20 protein-coding genes are annotated in these 19,894 nt (G+C 63.5%); 13 read left to right on the top strand and 7 right to left on the bottom strand.

Translation table 11 applies throughout. The annotated features are described in order from the left end of the window. Positions 1-175: 175 nt before the first annotated feature. From A4R29_RS00640 to gcvA, 4 genes are all read right to left on the bottom strand, one after another. Positions 176-1,480 carry an ABC transporter substrate-binding protein gene (locus A4R29_RS00640; RefSeq protein ID WP_013528442.1) on the bottom strand — a complete coding sequence of 435 codons (1,305 nt, stop codon included), beginning with the start codon at positions 1,478-1,480 and terminating at the stop codon, positions 176-178. 128 nt (positions 1,481-1,608) lie between these two features. Further along, positions 1,609-3,039, bottom strand: coding sequence for a hypothetical protein (locus A4R29_RS00645; protein WP_063170961.1), 1,431 nt, complete (start codon positions 3,037-3,039; stop codon positions 1,609-1,611). A 176-nt stretch (positions 3,040-3,215) separates the two neighbouring features. Next, positions 3,216-4,520, bottom strand: a complete 1,305-nt coding sequence (gene pncB, locus A4R29_RS00650) for a nicotinate phosphoribosyltransferase (RefSeq protein WP_027161087.1) — start codon at positions 4,518-4,520, stop codon at positions 3,216-3,218. A 136-nt stretch (positions 4,521-4,656) separates the two neighbouring features. Beyond that, a complete protein-coding gene (gene gcvA, locus A4R29_RS00655) occupies positions 4,657-5,631 on the bottom strand; it encodes a transcriptional regulator GcvA (protein WP_024502059.1) in 975 nt (324 codons plus the stop codon). A gap of 206 nt (positions 5,632-5,837) precedes the next feature. On the opposite strand from gcvA, the gene speB reads away from it, so the two are divergent. The 4 genes from speB (at position 5,838) to A4R29_RS00675 (ending at position 9,095) form a co-directional block, all read left to right on the top strand. After that, a complete protein-coding gene (speB, locus tag A4R29_RS00660) occupies positions 5,838-6,899 on the top strand; it encodes an agmatinase (RefSeq protein WP_024502058.1) in 1,062 nt (353 codons plus the stop codon). Positions 6,900-6,981: 82 nt separating this feature from the next. Beyond that, on the top strand, positions 6,982-7,788 hold the full coding sequence (locus tag A4R29_RS00665) for a transporter substrate-binding domain-containing protein (RefSeq protein ID WP_013528437.1): 807 nt from the start codon (positions 6,982-6,984) through the stop codon (positions 7,786-7,788). A 6-nt stretch (positions 7,789-7,794) separates the two neighbouring features. Beyond that, entirely contained in the window at positions 7,795-8,451 is a 657-nt protein-coding gene (locus A4R29_RS00670; RefSeq protein ID WP_027161086.1) for an amino acid ABC transporter permease, read from the top strand. After that, on the top strand, positions 8,448-9,095 hold the full coding sequence (locus A4R29_RS00675) for an amino acid ABC transporter permease (RefSeq protein ID WP_013528435.1): 648 nt from the start codon (positions 8,448-8,450) through the stop codon (positions 9,093-9,095). The genes A4R29_RS00670 and A4R29_RS00675 overlap by 4 nt, the downstream gene beginning before the upstream one ends. Before the next feature lie 22 nt (positions 9,096-9,117). On the opposite strand, the gene A4R29_RS00680 is transcribed toward A4R29_RS00675, so the two are convergent. From A4R29_RS00680 to A4R29_RS00690, 3 genes are all read right to left on the bottom strand, one after another. Next, positions 9,118-9,933 carry an oxidoreductase gene (locus A4R29_RS00680; RefSeq protein WP_063170962.1) on the bottom strand — a complete coding sequence of 272 codons (816 nt, stop codon included), beginning with the start codon at positions 9,931-9,933 and terminating at the stop codon, positions 9,118-9,120. 95 nt (positions 9,934-10,028) lie between these two features. Then, positions 10,029-11,294, bottom strand: a complete 1,266-nt coding sequence (gene fabF, locus A4R29_RS00685; RefSeq protein ID WP_013528433.1) for a beta-ketoacyl-ACP synthase II — start codon at positions 11,292-11,294, stop codon at positions 10,029-10,031. 44 nt (positions 11,295-11,338) lie between these two features. Next, positions 11,339-11,917 (bottom strand): TetR/AcrR family transcriptional regulator, encoded by a 579-nt coding sequence (locus A4R29_RS00690; RefSeq protein ID WP_027161084.1) that lies wholly within the window; start codon positions 11,915-11,917, stop codon positions 11,339-11,341. 80 nt (positions 11,918-11,997) lie between these two features. Here A4R29_RS00690 and A4R29_RS00695 point away from each other — a divergent pair, with 80 nt between their 5' ends. From A4R29_RS00695 to A4R29_RS00735, 9 genes are all read left to right on the top strand, one after another. After that, on the top strand, positions 11,998-12,357 hold the full coding sequence (locus A4R29_RS00695) for a hypothetical protein (protein ID WP_032808064.1): 360 nt from the start codon (positions 11,998-12,000) through the stop codon (positions 12,355-12,357). A gap of 86 nt (positions 12,358-12,443) precedes the next feature. After that, on the top strand, positions 12,444-12,902 hold the full coding sequence (locus tag A4R29_RS00700; protein WP_013528430.1) for a nuclear transport factor 2 family protein: 459 nt from the start codon (positions 12,444-12,446) through the stop codon (positions 12,900-12,902). Positions 12,903-13,209: 307 nt separating this feature from the next. Continuing rightward, positions 13,210-13,968 (top strand): ABC transporter ATP-binding protein, encoded by a 759-nt coding sequence (locus A4R29_RS00705; RefSeq protein WP_224620866.1) that lies wholly within the window; start codon positions 13,210-13,212, stop codon positions 13,966-13,968. Continuing rightward, the gene (locus tag A4R29_RS00710) at positions 13,955-14,686 is read left to right on the top strand and encodes an ABC transporter ATP-binding protein (protein WP_082827268.1); all 732 of its coding nucleotides are present in this window, start codon (positions 13,955-13,957) and stop codon (positions 14,684-14,686) included. Before A4R29_RS00705 ends, A4R29_RS00710 begins: the two co-directional genes overlap by 14 nt. Next, positions 14,683-15,585 carry a branched-chain amino acid ABC transporter permease gene (locus A4R29_RS00715; RefSeq protein ID WP_024502052.1) on the top strand — a complete coding sequence of 301 codons (903 nt, stop codon included), beginning with the start codon at positions 14,683-14,685 and terminating at the stop codon, positions 15,583-15,585. Before A4R29_RS00710 ends, A4R29_RS00715 begins: the two co-directional genes overlap by 4 nt. Further along, on the top strand, positions 15,582-16,631 hold the full coding sequence (locus tag A4R29_RS00720) for a branched-chain amino acid ABC transporter permease (protein WP_082827269.1): 1,050 nt from the start codon (positions 15,582-15,584) through the stop codon (positions 16,629-16,631). Before A4R29_RS00715 ends, A4R29_RS00720 begins: the two co-directional genes overlap by 4 nt. Continuing rightward, the gene (locus tag A4R29_RS00725; RefSeq protein ID WP_013528425.1) at positions 16,628-17,806 is read left to right on the top strand and encodes an ABC transporter substrate-binding protein; all 1,179 of its coding nucleotides are present in this window, start codon (positions 16,628-16,630) and stop codon (positions 17,804-17,806) included. The genes A4R29_RS00720 and A4R29_RS00725 overlap by 4 nt, the downstream gene beginning before the upstream one ends. Next, positions 17,803-18,567 carry a cyclase family protein gene (locus tag A4R29_RS00730; RefSeq protein ID WP_395387669.1) on the top strand — a complete coding sequence of 255 codons (765 nt, stop codon included), beginning with the start codon at positions 17,803-17,805 and terminating at the stop codon, positions 18,565-18,567. The genes A4R29_RS00725 and A4R29_RS00730 overlap by 4 nt, the downstream gene beginning before the upstream one ends. Before the next feature lie 70 nt (positions 18,568-18,637). After that, positions 18,638-19,894, top strand: coding sequence for a cysteine desulfurase-like protein (locus A4R29_RS00735; protein WP_063170964.1), 1,257 nt, complete (start codon positions 18,638-18,640; stop codon positions 19,892-19,894).

A 19,894-nucleotide genomic window follows, 5' to 3' on the forward strand; every position in this document is an offset into this window, starting at 1 on the left:
CCCAGCGATAGCGCAATCGCGCCCCTTGAGGGGGGTGAGGAGTGATCCGCGCAGCGGACGGAAAGCCAATTGCTTGGCTTTCCGAACGACGAACGCCCGGAGCGACAGCGAAGGGCCGGGTCCGGCAGGACAGAGGGGGGCGGCTTGGCGCTCACGCTGATTGGCGCAGCTAAACCTACAGCGCCTGCGTCGTATAATCCCCTTCGGCCTCGTAAAGTCCGTCTTCGATCTTGGTCTTGTGCACGACCTTGAGCTTGCCGCCTTCGATCTTGGAGATGTTCTGGATGCCAAAGCACTGGTGGATCTTGCCGTTGAAGGTCTTCGGTCCCTGCGGATGTTCCGGACCTTCGGCGAATTCGGTCAGCGCCTCGGTCGCCTCGACCAGCTTGGCGCGGTCTTCCGGTCCCTTGTAGCCGGCGTCCTCCATCGCCTTCTTGACGACGTAGAGCGTTTCCCAGCAGCCGAACATGTGGGCTGCGGTGGAGACGTCCTTGGGGTCGCCGACGGCGGCGCCATTGTCGTCGATGCCGACAGCAGCGCGATAGGCCTTCTGCGCCTCGGAATCATCGGCCTGCGCATAGCGCGGCGAGCCTTCCCAGAAATGGCTGCCATCGAGGAATTCGAGGCCGGGGCTGTTGATGTCGGTGGCTTCGAGCGAATCGATGAAGCCGAACAGTTGCGGCCGGTTGGAGCCGTAGAACTCACCAAGCTCCTTGACGAAGGTGAGCACGGCCGGGCCGACCATGACGTGGTAGATCACCTCGGTCTCGGCCGGGATCTGCGGAAAATACTTGGTGAAGGATGATTCCGTCGGCGGGATGGCGATCTGCGCGATGACCTCGCCGCCTTGCGCCTTCAGCGCCGGCGGCAGGTAGTCGCGGTGGTCGTAGCCGAAGGCGAAATCCGGGAAGATCTGCGTCACCTTCTTGCCGGCGTTAGCCGCGATCCACGGCGCCATCGACTGGATCTGGCTCTTCACGTCGGTGATGCCGGGCTGGAAGACATAGCGGTTCAGCTTGGTCGAGGCGACGTGATGGCCTTCGCTGACGACGAAATAGGGCATCTTGTTTTCGCCGGCGGCGGGCGCCGAGCCGATGACGACATGCGAGAACAGCGTGCCGAAGACGATGTCGGTTTTGTGCTGGGTGGCGAACTTGCCGACCACCTCGGCGCCACGGCCGGGATCGGTGCCGTCATCCTCGATGATCACCTCGACCTGGCGGCCATTGATGCCGCCGGCTGCATTGATCGCCTTGACTGCGGCAGCTGTCGTCTTTTCGTACCAGCGGCCATAGGCAGCGCCGATGCCGGTGCGGTGCGACTGGAAGCCGATCTTGATCGGCGCCGAACTCTGCGCCTGGGAATAGCGGACGAAGCCAGGGGCAAGGCCGAGGCCGGCGCCTGCGGCCAGACCTTTCAGTGCGGTGCGGCGGGTGAGCGTGGATCTGGAGAGATCGAAAAACCCATTCTTGTCAGTCACGGCAGTTCCCCTGTTTTTGAGTTTTGACTGGCTGCAACGAGGCAAAAAATCGCATGTGTACAAACTAAATCACCAAAGCCCCGACGTGGCAAGCGGGCTTTCCCCGAAGGCATGCTGGTCGCCTTTTCTCATCCGACAGTCGGCGTGGCAAGCAACCAGAGGCCGAAGACGGTGTAGGCGATCATCAGCAAGGTAAGCGGGAACTGGCTGAGGGCCGCGCGGGAGGGCTGTGGGTGCAGGCGCCAGGCGAAGCCGTGAGCGACGAGGACGGCGAGCACATGGCCCAGGATGATGGCGCCGGCCTGGATATTCCACAGCCACCACGCAGAGTCCGCCCCCGCAACGATGCCGGCCTCAATCTGCATATCGGCGGTGCCGAACAGGTTCCAGCCCATCGCGAACGGATCGGAAAGTGCCGCAAGCGCATATTGGCCGTCGACGAGCAGCGCCGTCAGATAATGCGCAATGTGATAGGCAAGCGCGATCGGCACGATCGACCACACCAGCTGACCGGCCGCCTGGTTAAGAATGTGGTCGCTGCCGGCAAGACGTTGGCCGAGCCAGACGGCAAGCAGGAACACCGCCGCCAGCAGCGCGAATGTCAGGATCAGCCCGAAAGTGCCGCTGCCGATCAGCGCCGTGCGGCCGGGAAATTCGAGCGGGTTGATGCCGAACAGGCCGAGCCAGAAGAAGGTTTTCGACAGGCCGTCGAAGGACACCGACGACAGGGCGAGCAGCAGGAAAGCCATGCCGCTGGCCGGCAAGGGCTCCGCGGCCAGCAGCTTGGCGCCCGGCCAGCACAGGGCAAGCCGGCCATGTTCGTTCCGTACCACAATTGCGAAACGCGCCACCATGGAGAAGAAGACCGTCAGGAATTCGCCGCTGCGGCTCCAGCCGCGATAGCCGAACGCCAGCATGGCGAGGAAAGAGAACAGCCAGTAGAGGCCGGCGGCCAAGGCCAGACGCGCCGGATCGTCGGGCGCCGGATCGATGAGTTCGAACCAGGCAAAGGCGAAGAACAAGATGGCCGCAGGCCAGCAGCCGACCCATCGGGGCAGGCGCCATGTTCCGGTCCCGAACAGGCGCGAGGCGATACGCCATGGTCCATACCAGGGGTTCAGCCATGACCAGAGATCGCCGAAGAGGCCTTGCAACAGCGTGACGCCGGCCCACAAAAGGGTCCAGATCACCAAAGGCAGCGGGTTTGAAAGCGGGTCGCGGCTGCCGAAAAGGCCGGCGGCGATGAGAATTGCAAAGCCGGCAAAGGATATCAGGCTGATGGCGGCGCGGGCGCTGTCGCTGATGGTGAAGAGTTGCAAGCGCCGACGCCAGAATTTGTCGAGAGCCACGGGCGGCAGCAGGGCCAGCACGAGGAAGCTGACGGCCACTGCGAAAGCGCCGCCGGCGAGATAATAGCCGGTCGGCAGCAGCAGGACATGACCACGGTCGGAGGCATGGGCGAAGGCTGGGGTGGGGAGGAGGGCAAACAGCGCCGCAGATAATAACGCCAACAGCTGATGGCAGTGCTCTACGAGGCCCCCCTCTGTCCTGCCGGACATCTCCCCCTCAAGGGGGGAGATCGGCAGAACGGCCTGTTGGCGCCATTCTTCAAGCGTTGGAGATTGGCGAAAGCAGAGACCAAGTCCAATCTCCCCCCTTGAGGGGGAGATGTCCGGCAGGACAGAGGGGGGCGCCAAGGAACTCGGCCTATCCAAGAGCCCCACCACCCCACCCCTCACACCTTGACCAATTGCTCCACGCGGTCCTTCTCGCCAAAAATCCTGAGATACCGCTCGATCTCTTTCACATCGCCGGTCGCCTTGGCCGGATTGTCCGACAGCTTGACCGCTGGCCTGCCATTGGCCTCGGTGACCTTGCAAACCAGCGATATGGCGTCGAGGCTGTTGGTTTCCGTCGGCGCGCAGCCTTCGAAATCATTGGTCAGATTGGTGCCCCAGCCGAAGGACATGCGCACCTTGCCCTTGAAGTGGCGATAGGTCTCCTCGATGGTCTCGACCTCGAGCCCGTCGGAGAAGATCAGCAGTTTCTGCTTGGGGTCCTTGCCCTTGTCGCGCCACCAGGACAGGATTTTTTCGCCGCCTTCGATCGGCGGCGCGCTGTCGGGGCGAAAGCCCGTCCAGTCGGCCACCCAGTCCGGCGCATCGCGCAGGAACGATGCTGTGCCGAAGGCGTCGGGCAGCACGATCAGCAGATTGCCGCCATAGTAGCGCTGCCAGTCCTGCAGCACCTTGTAAGGCGACTGTCTCAGCTCTTTTTCCGAGTCGGCAAGCGCGGCAAACACCATCGGCAGCTCATGTGCGTTGGTGCCGAGCGCTTCGAGGTCGTTGTCCATGGCCAGAAGCACGTTGGAGGTGCCGGTGAACGCCTCGCCGATGCCTTCCTTCAACGCCTCGACACACCAGCGCTGCCATAGGAAGGAATGGCGCCGGCGCGTGCCGAAGTCCGAGATGCGGATGCCGGGCAGCGCCTTCAGCCGCTCGGTCTTGGCCCACATCTTGGATTTGGCGCGGGCATAGAGCACGTCGAGCGCGAAAGGCCCGAACGCCCGCATGGCTGCGCGAGATCGGAGTTCATTGATGATGGCGAGCGCCGGGATTTCCCACAGCGTGGTGTACATCCACGCCCCGCTGAAGGTCAGTTCATACTGCCCGTCGCGCTTCGACAGCTCGTATTCGGGCAGCCGGAAGCCTTCCAGCCAGGCGAGGAATTCCGGTTCGAAGATCTGCTTGCGGCCGTAGAAATTGTTACCGCCGAGCCAGATCATCTCCTTCTTGGAGAAGCGCAAGGTGCGGGCATGGTCGAGTTGTTCGCGCAATTCGCCCTCGTCGATCTCGTCGGCAAGGCGCACCGAGGTCGTGCGGTTGATCAGCGAGAAGGTTGCGTCGACCTTGGGATACATGCCCCAGATCATCTGCAGCATCAAAAGCTTGTAGAAATCCGTGTCGAGCAGGCTGCGCACGATCGGGTCGAGCTTCCAGGTGTGGTTGTAGACGCGCCGCGCAATATCGGTCTTAGCCATGTTTCAACACCGCCTTCGCTGCCTGCCATCCACAATCGCGACAGGCCTCATAGCATCGAATCGGCCGCAACGCTGCCCGCTTTCAGGCTGGCCCGACAAAAAGAGCTGCCTGCATGCGGCGGCGCGCAGCCCGGCATCAGCTTGCGGATTTGCCGCCCATCACCCTGAGCGCCGGACGCTTGCGGCGGCTGACGATGCGGCCGGCCACAGGGGCGTCGGCGCGCCCATCGTCCCCCGCTTTCTCGGCAAACAGCCAGTCGACGAACACCTGCACGATCGGCGTCGTCCGCATCTCGTTGCGGCAGACGACATAAAAATCGTCGACCGCCGGCACCGACAGGCTGAACGGCGCGACCAGCATGCCCCTGGCCAGCAGCGCGCTTGCCGTCACCGAGTCGCCCAGCGCCACGCCATGGCCGTGCACCGCTGCCTCGGTCGCCATACGCGCATCGCCGAGGTGATGGCGGCGGCCCCGCTCCAGGTCCAGCGCATCGGCGGCAGCCAGCCAGGTGTGCCACTCGCGGCCGTCATCGCCATGCAGGAAGACATGATCGGCGAGATCCCTGACGCTGCGGATCGGCCGGTTGTTGATCAAGGTCGGGCTGACCACGGGGAACAGTTCGAGGCCCGACCATTTGCGCATCCAGCAATCGGTCCAGCTGCCGTCGCCATAATGCACGCAGACATCGATATTGGGCGCCCGCAAATCCTTGGGATCGTTGGACGGAATAAGCGTCAGCCTTATGTCGGGATATTGCGCCATGAAACTGCCGAGCCGCGGTGTCATCCACAGCAACAGTAGCGCCGGCACGCAGGAGACCGAAAGTGTGCCGCTGCTCGCCGGCCTTGTCATGCGCTGGGTGGCGGCGGCGATGCCGTCGAACGCGGTCGACACCGCCGGCAGAAGCTCCGCGCCATGCGGTGTCAGCTTGACCCGCTGGCCGACCCGCTCGAACAGCTTGACACCGAGCGACTGCTCGAGCGCCTTGATCTGGTGGCTGACGGCGCCATGAGTGACGTTCAGCTCAGTCGCCGCCTTGGTCAGTGAACCATGGCGAGCCGTTGCCTCGAAGGCGCGCAGCGGATTGAGCGGTGGCAGGCGCTTGGTCATGGTACCACTTTGTTGTGAGATTTTCTCACAGAAAACACCCTAACAATATCAATTGATTTTTCAATGCCACTGCCAGACACTTGAGTTTAGAACAGCATCAAGACATGAAATCTGCAGGCAGCCAGCGGGACAGCGGCCCGGCCGGATGACGGTCGGTTCGCAGGCGTCACCCGCGCCGGCACTGCATCAGCCCAGGAGGAGCGGACATGGGATACGATCGCGGCAAGCTCGATGCGTTGCGTCGCAAATATGGTGAAAGCCATGGCGGCGAGATGTTCGACCCGAAATTCCGCAAGGTCGCCGACAAGATCTTCTCCAAGAGCGGCACGCGGCTGGCGCCCTATTCAGGCATCCCGACCTTTCTTGCCGCGCCCTACCGCGAAATATCGGCCGACAATCCGGATTTCGGCGATTTGCAGGTGGCGATGATCGGCGTGCCGATGGATCTCGGCGTCACCAACCGCCCGGGCTCGCGCTTCGGGCCAAGGGCGTTGCGCGCCATCGAGCGCATCGGGCCCTACAATCACGTGCTGGAATGCGCGCCGACGCATGAGCTCAGGGTCGCCGACATTGGTGACACGCCGTTCCGCAGCCGCTACCGGCTTGAGACCAGCCATGAGGATATCGAGCGCCGCACCAACCAGATCGTCGATGCCGGGGTCATTCCGCTGTCGATCGGCGGCGACCATTCGATCAGCCATCCAATTCTGAAGGCCGTCGGCAAGAAGGCCCCGGTGGGGTTGATCCATATCGACGCCCACTGCGACACCAGTGGCCTGTTCGACATGACCAAGTTCCACCATGGCGGCCCGTTCCGCAACGCTGTGCTTGACGGCGTGCTCGACCCGACGCGCACGATCCAGATCGGCATCCGCGGCTCGGCCGAATATCTGTGGGAGTTCACCTACGAGTCCGGCATGACCGTGGTGCATGCCGAGGAGGTGACCGGCCTCGGCATTCCGGCGATCATCGAGAAGGCGCGCAAGATCGTCGGCGACGGCCCGACCTATGTCTCCTTCGACATCGACAGCGTCGATCCGGCCTTCGCGCCGGGCACCGGCACGCCGGAGGTCGGCGGGCTGACGACGCGCGAAGTGCTCGAACTCTTGCGCGGCCTCAAAGGTCTCAACATCGTCGGCGGCGACGTCGTCGAGGTGGCGCCGCAATATGACGCCACCACCAACACCGCGCATGCCGCCGCACAGGTGCTGTTCGAGATACTGAGCCTGATGGTGTTCAGCCCGGCGATAACAGGCAAGGGCGCCTGACGTCTAGAAAAGCAAAGGCAGCCGCCGCGCTGGAGCCGGCGGCCGACCCGAACAAACAAAGCTTCCAGACAGGGGAATGACAATGACAATCCGTAAGACATTTGCCTCCATCGCCGCCGTGCTGATGCTCGGCACGGCCGGTTTCGGCCTCGCAGTTCAGGCCGCTAGCGCCGATGCGCTGGCGGACATCACCAAGGCCGGCACCATCAATGTCGGCGTCTTCGCCGACTTTCCGCCCTTCTCCTCGGCCAGCGCCGACATGAGCCTCAAGGGCTATGACATGGATGTCGCGCAATACATCGCCGATACGCTCAAGGTGAAGCTCAATCCCATCGCCGTCACCGGCCAGAACCGCATCCCGTATCTGAACGATCATCGCGTCGACCTGCTGATGAGCGTCGGCTATTCGAAGGAACGCGAGCAGGTCATCGACTTCGCCGCTGCCTACGCGCCCTACTACATCGCCGTGATCGGTCCGGCAGCGCTTGCCGTCAAAGGCAAGGAAGACCTCGCCGACAAGTCGATCGCCGTCAATCGCGGCACGCTGGAAGACACCTCGCTCACCGAGGCAGCACCGGCATCGGCCGACATCAAGCGCTTCGACAACTACAATTCGGTGATCCAGGCCTTCATCTCCGGCCAGACGCAGCTGATGGTCGTCGGCAACGATGTCGGCGCGCAGGTGCTGGCCAAGCAGGACGCACTGAAGCCGGAGCAGAAGTTCCAGCTTCTGACCTCGCCTTCGCATATCGGCCTCAACAAGAACGAAGACGGCCTGAAGAAGGCCGTCAACGATGCGGTCGCCAAGATGCTGGCCGACGGCAAGCTGGACGAAAGCTCGAAAGCCTGGCTGAAGACGCCGCTCAATCCCGACAATCTCAAGGATTGAGTTTCCGTGGCTTTTGCCTGGCTCCCGGGTGCCCTGGGCGACATCGCGCATGGCGCGGCCACGACGATCCTGCTGATCGCCGTGACCACGCTGGCCGGAACGCTGCTCAGCATCCTGGGTGCCGCGGGGCGGCGAAACGGCCCGGTGCTGCTCAAGCGGGCAATCGCCTGCTATGTCGAGGTGATGCGCAACACGCCGTTCCTGGTGCAGTTGTTCTTCATCTTCTTCGGGCTGCCCAGCCTGGGCGTCCGGCTCGACCCGCTCCTGGCCGCGATGCTGGCGATGACGCTCAACATGGCGGCCTACACCATCGAGATCGTCGGCGCCGGGCTTGACGCCGTGCCCGGCGGGCAGACGGAAGCAGCGCTGGCCCTTGGGCTGCGGCCACGCCAGGTGTTCGTCAAGATCGTGCTGCCGCAGGCGCTCAAGATCATCTACCCCGCGCTCACCAGCCAGATCGTCATCATGATGCTGGAGTCCGCCGTCGTGTCGCAGATCGCCGTGCGTGAGCTGACCTACGAGGCCGACATGCTGCAGGCACGCACCTTCCGCTCCTTCGAGACCTATTTCGTCGTGACGCTGGTCTATCTCGCTCTGTCGATGGCCTTGCGCCGGCTGCTGGTGTCAGGCGGGCGCCGCGCGCTCGGAGCCGGTGTGTCATGATCGAGTTCACCTTCTGGGACATCGTCCGCAACCTACTGCTCGCCGCCCGGTGGACGGTGCTGCTATCGCTGGCCGCCTTTATCGGCGGCGGCATCGTCGGCATGATCGTGCTGTTCTTCAGGATCGCCAAGAATAAATGGAGCAGGCGTGTCGCCTCCGGCTACATCGCCCTGTTCCAGGGAACGCCGCTCTTGATGCAGCTGTTCCTGATGTTCTTCGGCCTACCGATGCTCGGCCTGCGCATCGAACCTTGGACGGCGGCGGCGCTCGGCCTCACCTTCTTCGCCAGCGCCTATCTTGCCGAAATCTGGCGCTCCGGCGTCGCGGCGCTGCCCCTCGGCCAATGGGACGCCGGCGCCAGCCTCGGCTTGCACTATCTGCAGGAGCTGAGGCTGATCATCCTGCCGCAGGCGTTTTCGATCACCCGCGCACCCACGGTCGGCTTCCTGGTGCAGCTCATCAAATCGACGGCGCTCACCTCGATCATCGGCTTCGAGGAGCTGGTGCGGACCTCCAACGCCATCAACAATGCGACCTTCGAACCGTTCAAGGTATACGGGCTGGTGGCGCTGATCTTCTTCGTCATGTGCTTTCCGCTGACGCAATACGCCCGCAGGCTCGAGAAACAGGCGGCTGCTCGCTGACGCGCCAAGGCAGCGCCCGATTTCAGACCGGCAACCCAAGCTGCTTGCGCAGGCTCTTGTCGAATGCGGATGCGGGGACGAAACGGCGCAGGAAACTGACCTGGCGCGCCATTTTTCCCGCCGCATAGCGTTTCTTCGGCGCGGGATCGGTCGCTGCTGCCAAAATGGTCTTGGCGACCACTTCGGGCGCATCGCCTTTTTCCATCGATTTCCGCACTGACATAGTCATCCCGGCGCGCGCGGAGTCGTAGATTTCGAGCGACCGGTCGGGGGCGGCAAGATTGTCCTCGAATGATGTGCGGGTATAGGCGGGCTCCACCAGCGAAACGCGAATGCCGAAGGGGCGCAATTCGTGATCGAGCGACTCGGAATACCCTTCGATGGCGTGTTTGGTCGACGAGTAAAGCGCGAAATAGGGAGCGGGGATGAACCCCTGTACCGAGCTCAAATTTACGATTCTGCCCTTCCCTTGGCGCCGCATTGCCGGCAGCACCGCGTTGGTCAGGCGCAAGACGCCGAAGACGTTCACGTCGAACAGCGCCTTGGCCTGGGCGGTCGAGGACTCCTCCGCGCCGCCAAACAGCCCCATGCCGGCATTGTTGACAAGCACGTCGATGCGTCCGGCCGCGGCCAGAACGTCATCGACCATTGTCGCGACGGACGCGTCGTCGGTCACGTCGCAGGTCAGCATGGTCACGCCGGCGGATTGCTGTGAGGCCGTGCGACGGCTGGTTCCGAAGACGCGAAAGCCGGCGCCTAGCAAGGCGTCGGCGGTAGCGCGCCCGATGCCGGAGGATGCCCCTGTGACAAGGGCGACGCCGGGATTGGTCTTGTTCATGGATTCATATCCTTCTTTGCGTTGGATCGGATTGGGAAAAGCATTGAGAGAGGCCGGGGCAAAGGGCGTCGGTCATGACTGCGTCTGGCCACCGGTTAGTTCCAGCGTCTGAACAGGGCGCTGGCATTCACGCCGCCAAAGCCGAAGCCATTGGAGATCGCGTACTCCATCTCCATGGGCCGGGGCGCGTTGGCGACGAAGTCGATTCCGTCGCCGGCCGGATCGGCCTCGCCCAGGTTGAGGGTTGGCGGGGCGACCTGATCCCTGAGCGCCAGGATTGCGAAGATCGCACCAAGCCCGCCGGCCGCTCCGAGCAGGTGTCCGGTCGCCGATTTCGTGGCACTGACAGCTATCGCGAAATCGCGCCCGAACACGCTCTTGATCGCTTCGATCTCACCCAGGTCGCCGACTGACGTGGAGGTCGCATGCGCATTGAGATGACGAACGTCGCGTGGCGAAATCCCTGCCTGGGCAATCGCGATCTGCATGGCCCGGCGCGCGCCGTCGCCGTCCTCTGGCCCGGAGGTGACGTGATGGGCATCCGCCGTCGTGCCGTAGCCGACGAGCTCAGCAATCGGTTTTGCGCCGCGCGCCAACGCGTGGCTCAACGCCTCGATGACCAGCACGCCGGCCCCTTCGCCCATGACGAAGCCGTCCCGCGATGTGTCGAAAGGGCGCGAGGCTTGGGCCGGCGCCCAATTGAAGCCGGTTGAAAGAGAACGAGCGGCGGCGAAACCGCCGAGACTGACGGTATTGATGCACGCTTCCGTTCCGCCGCACACGGCGATGTCGGCTTCGTTGGCGCGGATCAGGCGGGCGGCGTCGCCGATCGCCTGGATGCCCGCCGCGCACGCCGTCACCGGTGCGCCGAGTGGACCTTTGAAGCCATGACGGATCGAGATGTGGCCCGCCGCGAGGTTCACCAGGAAGGACGGCACCGTAAAGGGAGACAGGCGGCGGGCGCCACGCAGGTCCACCGTGCGCACCGCCTCGGTGATGGCCGGGAACCCGCCGACACCTGAAGCGATGATCGTGGCCGTGCGCAGGCGATCCGTCTCCAAGGCAGGCTTCCATTGCGCCTGCGCAAGCGCCTCTTCCGCCGCCGCCAGCGCGAAGAGAATGAACCGGTCTACCTTGCGCTGATCCTTCGCGGACAGGACGGCATCGGCATCGAAACCAGCCTCGGGGTCTTCGCCCAGGGAGGGAACCACGCCGCCAATCTTAGCCGGCAGCTCTCCCACCACATCGTCAGGAAGCCTGCGAACGCCAGACCGGCCGGCAAGCAGGCGTGACCAGGACGCTTCGACATTGGCGGCAAGGGGCGTGACCGCACCCATGCCCGTGACGACAATCCGTTCCATCTGCTCTCCTATCCTTGCTGTGCTGGCGGCGCTGCTCGCGCCGTTCAAGTAGCGACTGCTTCGCGAACCTGATCGGCCGCCGCATCCAGAAAAGCCTGCGCAAGGTCGGGGTCGTTGACGACCCGCGAGAGCACGACCGCGCCGACCATCGTCGAGAGAACGGCCATTGCCTTGTTGCCGGTCTTTTCGCTGTCGCCCTCGCCAACCCAACCGCCGAGCATCTCAAGGTACGCCTTGATGCCGGCTTCGAATGATGCCTTCACCTCGGCACCTTGCCTGGCCGCATCCGAGCCCAGCGCAACGACCGGGCAGCCGTCCATCTTTTCTCCGCGATGATCCATGCTGAGGTAGAATGAGATCACCCCGTCGAGCGGGTTCCCGGGATTTGCCGCGGTCGCGGCCGACCATTTGTGGGTGGCGCTTTCCATCGCCCGCCTGGACGCCAGCGCCGCCAGATCGTCCTTCGACTCGAATTGCTTGTAAAAGGCGCCCTGGGTCAGCCCGGCCCCTTTCATCAGATCCTTGAGGCCGATGCCGTCGAACCCGCGCTCCCGAAAAAGCCGGCTTGCCACATTGATCACGGTCTCACGGTTTTCCGCGGCCTGAGTGCGACTTACACGCATCGTCATCTCCTTTTTTAGATTGCATTCGTAATCTATACCCTATATAGAGGGTGAACGCAATCTAAAAAAGGACAAATGAGATGATCCGCAAAACCTTGGGCGCCTCGCTGCTGGCGGCGCTGTTTCTTGCAACCCCGGCTCTTGCCGAGGAAGCCACCATCGGGCGCCCGATCGAAGGCGGTAGCCTGCACCAGGGACACCTGGACATGGTGGTCTACTACGTTCCGGACGGCGACCTGCTTGAGGTCACCGCCACTTTCGCACCGAAGACCGGGGGTGATCCGCTGCGGGTTGTCATGGGCCTCGCCAACAGTGACTCCGTGGCGTTTTCCATACCTGGCCACCCGGGCTCGCTCTACGCGTTCTCAAGGTCCGGTGAGGAAGTGACGGTCTCGACCGAGACGGACACATCCCTGCGAGCCGACGCGACAATGCCCTGACCTGACGCGCAGGCCGCGGCCGAGCGATGCTGGCCGGGGTCTCGCGTCGGAACGGCGCGCCACCGATAAGTTTGGAGAGAGGTCACATGCTTTACAGCTATTTTGTCGAGAAATCGATCCGGCAGAGCTTCGACGACGTCAACAACCATCGCTGGGATGCGGCGGTGAAGGCCATCGCGCCGCATGTCCATCACCGGGTTGGTGGCGCACACGCGCTTGGTGGCGAGCGTCACGACAAGCAGGCCCTGCGCCGGTGGTTCGAGCGCCTCGGCCGTGTCCTGCCCACTCTCCATCTCACGGTCAACCACGTGTGGGTGAAGGGCTGGCCGTGGCATACCACCGTGTTTGCCCAGTGGGATGGCACCGCTACCCTGCTCAACGGCGATACGTCCTACGTCAACCGTGGTCTCCACGTGTTCACGCTGCGGTGGGGCAGGGTTCATGCGCTCGAGGAATTCTACGATTCACAGGCGGCGGCGCGCGCTCTCGCCGCCCAGGCCGCAGCCGGCCTCGAAGAAGCTGTCGCCGAACAGATAACAAGCTAGCACAAGCGCGGTCCGAGGACGCCCAAGGTCTACGGGCCGGTGGCGCCGATCGTCTTCGTCTCGTGCCTTGCGCCCACGCACTATGCGCGCAGGCTCGAGAAGCGAGCGCTGGCGCGCTGGACTGCAGGCCCTGCATCGATGCCGGTGCTGTCGCGGCAACGGTCGAGCCGAGGCAGGCATACAGCTTTCCTCTTGGGAATAGGACTTGACATCTTGCCGTTCGAATTGTCCATTTGAAGCTTGACCGGGCCGAACGGGGCGGCGAGGGACAGGGGCAAACCGGCGGGTGGATAGACAGTCGAGTAGAGTGCTGTTGAGGACGGTCGGGCTGACAAAAGCCTTTCGAGGGCTAGTTGCCCTGCGTGATCATTCCATCGAGCTCCACGAACGTGAAATCATTGGGGTAATCGGGCCGAATGGCTCGGGCAAGAGCACGCTTTTCAACCTGATCACCGGCTTCTCCCAGCCGAATTCCGGTAGCATCGAGATGGAGGGCCGGTCGATCGTCGGCCTGCGCACATCGCAGATCGTCGCGATGGGCATCGCCCGCACCTTCCAGGGCTCTCGCCTGTTCGGCAGCCTCAGCGTCGCGCAGAACGTGCTGACGGCGGCGCAGTTGCGCCATCCTGTCGGCGCCGCCGATACCGTGCTGCGCGGTCGGCGTTATCGCGAGCGGGTGGCCGCGACCCGGCAGAAGGCCGACGAACTCCTCGACCTCATGGGCCTGACAGATCAGGCCGGCAGGGTCGCCGCGGATCTTCCCTACGGCGATCAGCGGCGGCTGGAGATTGCGCGTGCGTTGGCGACCGGCCCGCAACTGCTGTTGCTCGATGAGCCCGCTGCCGGTCTTGATTCCAACGAGACCAAGGTGTTGGCAGCGCTGATCCGGACGATCCGTGACCGCTATGGCGTAACGGTGGTCGTTGTCGAGCACGACATGGACCTGATCATGGCGCTGTGCGAACGCATCCAGGTGCTGGCGACTGGCGAGGTGATCTGCGTCGGAACACCGGAGCAGGTACGCGAACACCCGAAAGTGCGGGAGGCGTATCTTGGCCACGCCTAGCCCCGTTCTGCTCAGTGTCGAGAACCTCGAGGTCAATTTCGGCGCGGTGCGTGCGCTGAAGGGCATTTCGCTCGACGTCCATGCCGGCGAGGTGGTGGCGTTGGTGGGCGCCAACGGCGCCGGCAAGAGCACGACCTTGCGCACCATTTCCGGCCTGTCGCGGCCGAGCGGCGGCAGGATCATCTTCGATGGCAAGCCGATTGGAGGTGTCGCTCCGTCGCGCATCGTAAGTCTGGGCATCGCGCAGAGCCCGGAGGGCAGGCGCCTGTTCGGCGGCCTGACGGTGGCTGACAATCTGCGGCTCGGCGCCTGCACCCGCACCGACAAGGAGGCCGTCGTCAGAGACAGCGAGCGCATGTTCATGCTGTTCCCGATTCTCAAGCAGCGGCTGAAGCAGCTGGCCGGCACGCTGTCGGGCGGCGAACAGCAGCAGCTTGCTTTGGCGCGCGCGCTGATGGCGGCGCCGCGCCTGCTGCTGCTCGACGAGCCTTCGCTCGGCGTTGCGCCGCTGCTGGTCCGCCATATCTTCAGCGCGCTTGCCGAACTGAAGCGCCAGGGCATGACGATGCTGCTGGTGGAACAGAACATCACGCTCGCGCTGGACCTCGCCGACCGTGCCTATGTGCTGCGCACCGGCCAGGTGGCGCTGTCTGGCCGGTCCGCGGAACTGCGCGACAGCGAACGCGTGGCGCAGGCATATCTCGGGGCGGCAACATGACCCAGCTGGACTATATCCTGCAGCAGATCGTCAATGCGGTGAGCCTCGGCAGCCTCTACGCACTGGTGGCGGTCGGTCTGTCGATCGTCTTCGGCGTCCTCAAGCTCACCAATTTCGCGCATGGCGACGTCATGATGGTAGGTGCCTTCGGGGTTGCCTTGCTGGTCGGCATCGGCGTTCCGTTCCCGGTCGCCGTGATCTGCGGCATCGCCGCGGCCGCCGCCGCCGGCTTCCTCATCGAACGCATCGCCTATCGCCCGATCCGCGACGCGCCCGACGTCGCGCGACTGCTGACCAGCCTCGCCGTCACCTACATCATCGAGAATGTCGGCATCCTGGTGTTCACCTCCTCGCCGCGCAATTTTCCACTCCCCGATATTCTCAACACCTCCTGGGAAATGTCGAACGGCGCCATCACCTTCACCAGCATCAATCTCCTGACCATCGCGCTGACCTTCGTGTCGCTGCTGCTCCTCGGCTGGTTTATCACGCGCACCACGACTGGGCTCGGCATGCGCGCCGCAGCCGAGGACATGTCGGCGGCACACCTTGTCGGTCTGAACGTCAACCGGCTGATCATCGTCGCCTTCATCGTCGCATCCGCCTATGCCGGCCTCGCCGGCATTTTGTGGGCGGCGCAGGCCGGCGTGGTGCAGCCGCAGATGGGCTTCACGCCGCTCCTGAAGGCTTTCGTGGCGGCAATCATCGGCGGCTTCGGGTCGATCGCGGGCGCCCTGGTCGGCGGCTACATATTGGGCGCGCTGGAGATATTCATCGTCGCATTCCTGCCGAGCAGCGTCTCGTCCTATCGCGACGCAATCGTCTTCGCCGTGCTGATCGCCTTTCTCCTGGTGCGCCCGGGTGGGCTGCTGCAGCCAAACCGGGAGATAAAGCTGTGAGCCGGGAAGCGCGGATCACACTCCTCGTCCTCGTCGCCGTGGTGGCGGGAGCAGCTGTCGCTTTCGGTGCGCCGCACGTGCTGAGCGACTATTTCGTCCGGATTATCCTGCTGATCGCGCTGAATGCAATCCTGGTGCTGGCGCTGTCGCTGAGCAACGGTTTTACGGGCGTGTTTTCGCTCGGCCATGTCGGCTTCATCGGCGCCGGCGCGTATATTTCGGGGATCCTGTCGATCCCGGTGCAGCAGAAGATGGCATTGCTGCCGCATTTGCCGGCGTTTCTGCATGCTTTCAGTCTCCCCTTCCTGCCGGCGACGCTGGTGGCAGGCGTTCTGACGGCACTGCTTGCGGTGGTCGTCGGTTATCCCTTGATGCGCCTGTCGGGCTATTTCGTTTCGGTGGCGACGATGGGATTCTTGATTATCGTCAACGTGGTGCTGATCAATGCGTCGGATTTCACCCGAGGCGCCCGCACGTTTACCGGCGTGCCGCTGGAGACGACGTTGCCCTGGGTGATGGGTTGGCTCGCCATCACGGTGTTCGTTCTGGCGCGCCTGGTTTATTCGCCTTTCGGGCGCGCCATGAAGGCGGTGCGCGACGACACGATCGCGGCCAGCGCTGTCGGAATCGGCGTGCTGCGGACCAGACTGATCGCCTTCGTCATCGGCGCGTTCTTCTCAGGCGTCGGCGGGTCGCTCTATGCGCACTATCTCGGCTCGTTTTCGCCGAACACTTTCTACTTCGCGCTGACGATGAGTCTGATCACAATGCTGGTGCTGGGCGGCATGGGCTCCCTGACCGGCGCGGTGGTCGGCGTCATCTGCGTTTCGCTGTTGTCGGAGATCCTGCGCTCGGTCGAACGCGGCTTCACGATCGGCGATTTCGCGGTGCCGGCCCTGTTTGGCGCCAGCCAGATCGTGCTCGGCTTCATCTTCATTCTAGTCATGATCTTCCGGCCGAAGGGGATCATGGGGGACCGGGAACTTATGTTCGGATCAACCCAAAGATCGGCAACGGTGAACCAGACAGAGGAACGAAAACGATGATCAAACTCACTCGACGCGGTACCATCGGCCTGGGACTTGGCGCATTCTTCGCGCTTGCCTCGGCCAGCACGGCACTTGCTGCCGACACGATCAAGATCGGCTATCCGGCAAACCTGACCGGCATCCAGGCCTCGCTCGACGGTCCGATGCTGAATGGCGCCAAGCTGGCAGCGAGCGAAATCAACGCCGCCGGCGGCGTGCTCGGCCAGCAGATAGAACTGGTGATCTACGATTCCAAGAGCGATTCGACGACGATCTCGACCGTCGCCAGCCAGTTGATCGACAGCGACAAGGTCGTCGGCATCATCGGCTTCGCCGATTCCGACTCGGTGCTGGCCATCGGACCGCAGGTCCAGACGGCGCAGATACCGTTCATAACGCCAGGCGCGACCTCGCCGAAATTGCCTAGCCAGCTCGGCAACGAGATCTTCCTCGCCGCCTTCGGCGACAACGTTCAGGCTGCGGTTGGCGCGGAATTTGCGCTGAACAAACTGAACGGCAAAACCGCCTACCTGCTGACCGACATCGGCACTGAATACACAACGCTGCTGTCGGACTACTTCGTCACCGCCTACGAGCATGGCGGGGGCAAGATTTTGGAGCGCGACACCTACAAGATCGGCGACAAGACCTTTACCGCGCAGATCGCCAAACTGAAGGCGCTGTCGCCGCAGCCAGACTTCGTCTATGCCTCGTCGAATGCCGAGGAAATCGGCCTGATCTTGAAGCAGATGCGCCAGGCCGGCATCAACCTGCCGGTGGTCGGCGGCGACGGCTACGACACGCCCTTGCTGATCCAGGTCGGCGGCGACGCGGCCAAGGACACCTACTTCACTACACACGCCTACATCGGTGAGGGCGCCACCCCGAAGGTGCAGGCCTTCATCGACGCCTACACCAAGTCGGTCGGCAATGCCCCGGAGAACGCGTTCGCTGCGCTCGGCTACGACTCGGTCAAGCTGATGGCCGACGCGATCAAGCGTGCCGGTGCGCCGGATCCGGCCAAGATCCGTGACGCGCTGGCCGCTACGTCCGGGCTCGACGGCGTGACCGGCACGATCACCTACCGCCCGGGCATTTCGGTGCCGGACAAGTCGGTCTCGGTCATTGGTGTCAAGGACGGCAAGCTTGTCCTGGCAAGTGAAGCGGCACCGACTTTCGTCGCGGAGCCGTGATCTTGTCCACTCCGGGCTCCCTTTGGGACATCTACAGGTCGCGGCTCTCCGCCGCGACCTTCACCGACCTGACGCATGCGTTTCATCCCGGTCAGCCGCATTTCCCGGCCTTCCCGGACGAGGAGCGCAGTGCGTTGCTCGATTTTTCGAAGGGCGATGCCTTCCAGGTCCACCACTACGCCTTCGTCGGACAGTGGGGCACCCATGTCGATCCGCCGGTGCACTTCATCGACGGCGGCCGCTCGATCGACCAACTGCCGGTGGCGGAGATGCTTCTGCCGCTGGTCATCCTCGACATCAGCGACAGGGTCGCCGCCGATCCCGACGCGACGCCGACGCTCGACGATATTTCGGCCTGGGAGACGCGGAACGGCCGTATCCCGGAAAAGTGTTTTGTCGCACTTCGCACCGGCTGGTGGCCGCGCTGGCCGGACCCCGTGGCATTTCGGAACAAGTCGGCCGACGGTATCTCGCATGCGCCGGGTTGGTCGAAGCCGGTGCTGGAGGAACTTTTGGAACGCCGCGGTGTTGCTGCGATCGGGCACGAGGGCATGGACACTGATCCCGGCCGTGCCACTTCCGCAGGTGACGCAAGCCTGGAATACTACGTGCTGTCGCGCGACTGCTGGCAGATCGAGCTCTTGGCCAATCTCGACAAGGTGCCCGAAGCCGGCGCGTTGATAATGGCAAGCTGGCCAAAGCCAAAGGCCGGATCTGGCTTCCCGGCTCGCGCTGTCGCCATCCATGAAGCGGCCGGCTGAACGCGTGAAGCCGCTGCTGGCGACGGTCTAGGGGCCGCCGCACAACGATCATCAGATACGGAATTCAGACATGGATATAGATACAGTCCGCGATGCTTTTCCGGCGATGGCGAGAGGTGCCGAGCTGAAGAAGCGGATTTTCTTCGACAATCCCGCGGGAACCCAGATGGCGAGCCGTTCGATCGAGCGTATGACGCGTGCCATGATCGAAACCAACGCCAATCTTGGTGGCTATTTCGAAACCTCACTCGCGGCCCAGGCGATGGTCGACGACGCGCATCAGGCGATGGCCGATTTCTTCAATGCCGCCGACCGGCGTGAGGTGGTGTTCGGCCAGAACATGACAACTCTGACTTTCGCCGTCTCGCGCGCCATCGGCCGCGATCTGAACGCCGGCGACGCCATCGTGCTGACGCGCATGGATCATGACGCCAACGTCGCACCCTGGCTGATGCTGGCGGAGGATCGGGGGCTTGAAGTACGCTGGATCGACCTCGATCCAAAAACCTTCGAACTCGACCTGTCGACGCTGGAGGCGACTATCGACGAGGACGTCAAGCTGGTCGCTGTCGGCTATGCCAGCAACGTTACCGGCACGATCAACGACGTGAAACGGATCGCGCAGCGCGCCCGCGCGATCGGGGCGCTGAGCTATATCGACGCGGTGCAGTTCGCGCCGCATGGGGTGATCGACGTCCAGGAGATCGGCTGTGATTTCCTGGTTTGCTCGGCCTACAAATTTTTTGGACCGCATCACGGGGTGTTGTGGGGCCGTTTCGATCTGCTGCAGGCGCTGACCGCCTATAAGGTGCGCGCGGCTTCCAATACGCCACCTGGAAAATTCGAGACGGGAACGACAAGCCGCGAGGCGCTTGCCGGGGTGCTTGGCGCCGTCGAGCACTATGCCTGGCTCGGACAGTCCTTCGGCAACGTCCACCCGCAGGCGACGCGGCGGGAGCGAATCGTCGCCGGCATTGAAGTCGCCGACCGTTATGAGCGTGTCCTGACAGCACGGCTGATTGCCGGATTGTCCAGAATTGATGGCGTCTTGATCCAGGGCATATCCGATGTGGCGGCGCTGGCGCGCCGTGTGCCTACCGTGTCGATCACCGTTGACGGAACCGATCCCGCGGACATCGCCAAGGCGATGGCAGAGGAAGGCATCTATCTCTGGCACGGTCACAATTACGGTTTGGAGCCAATCAAGCGGCTGGGGCTTGCGGACCGCAACGGTGTCGTCCGCATCGGGCTGGCTCATTACAACACCGAGGCGGAAGTCGATTTCCTGCTGGCGAAGCTGGCGGACTGGATGAAGACGCGGACCTGA

The organism is Mesorhizobium ciceri biovar biserrulae (assembly GCF_001618845.1).
GTDB classification, from domain to species: Bacteria; Pseudomonadota; Alphaproteobacteria; order Rhizobiales; family Rhizobiaceae; genus Mesorhizobium; species Mesorhizobium ciceri.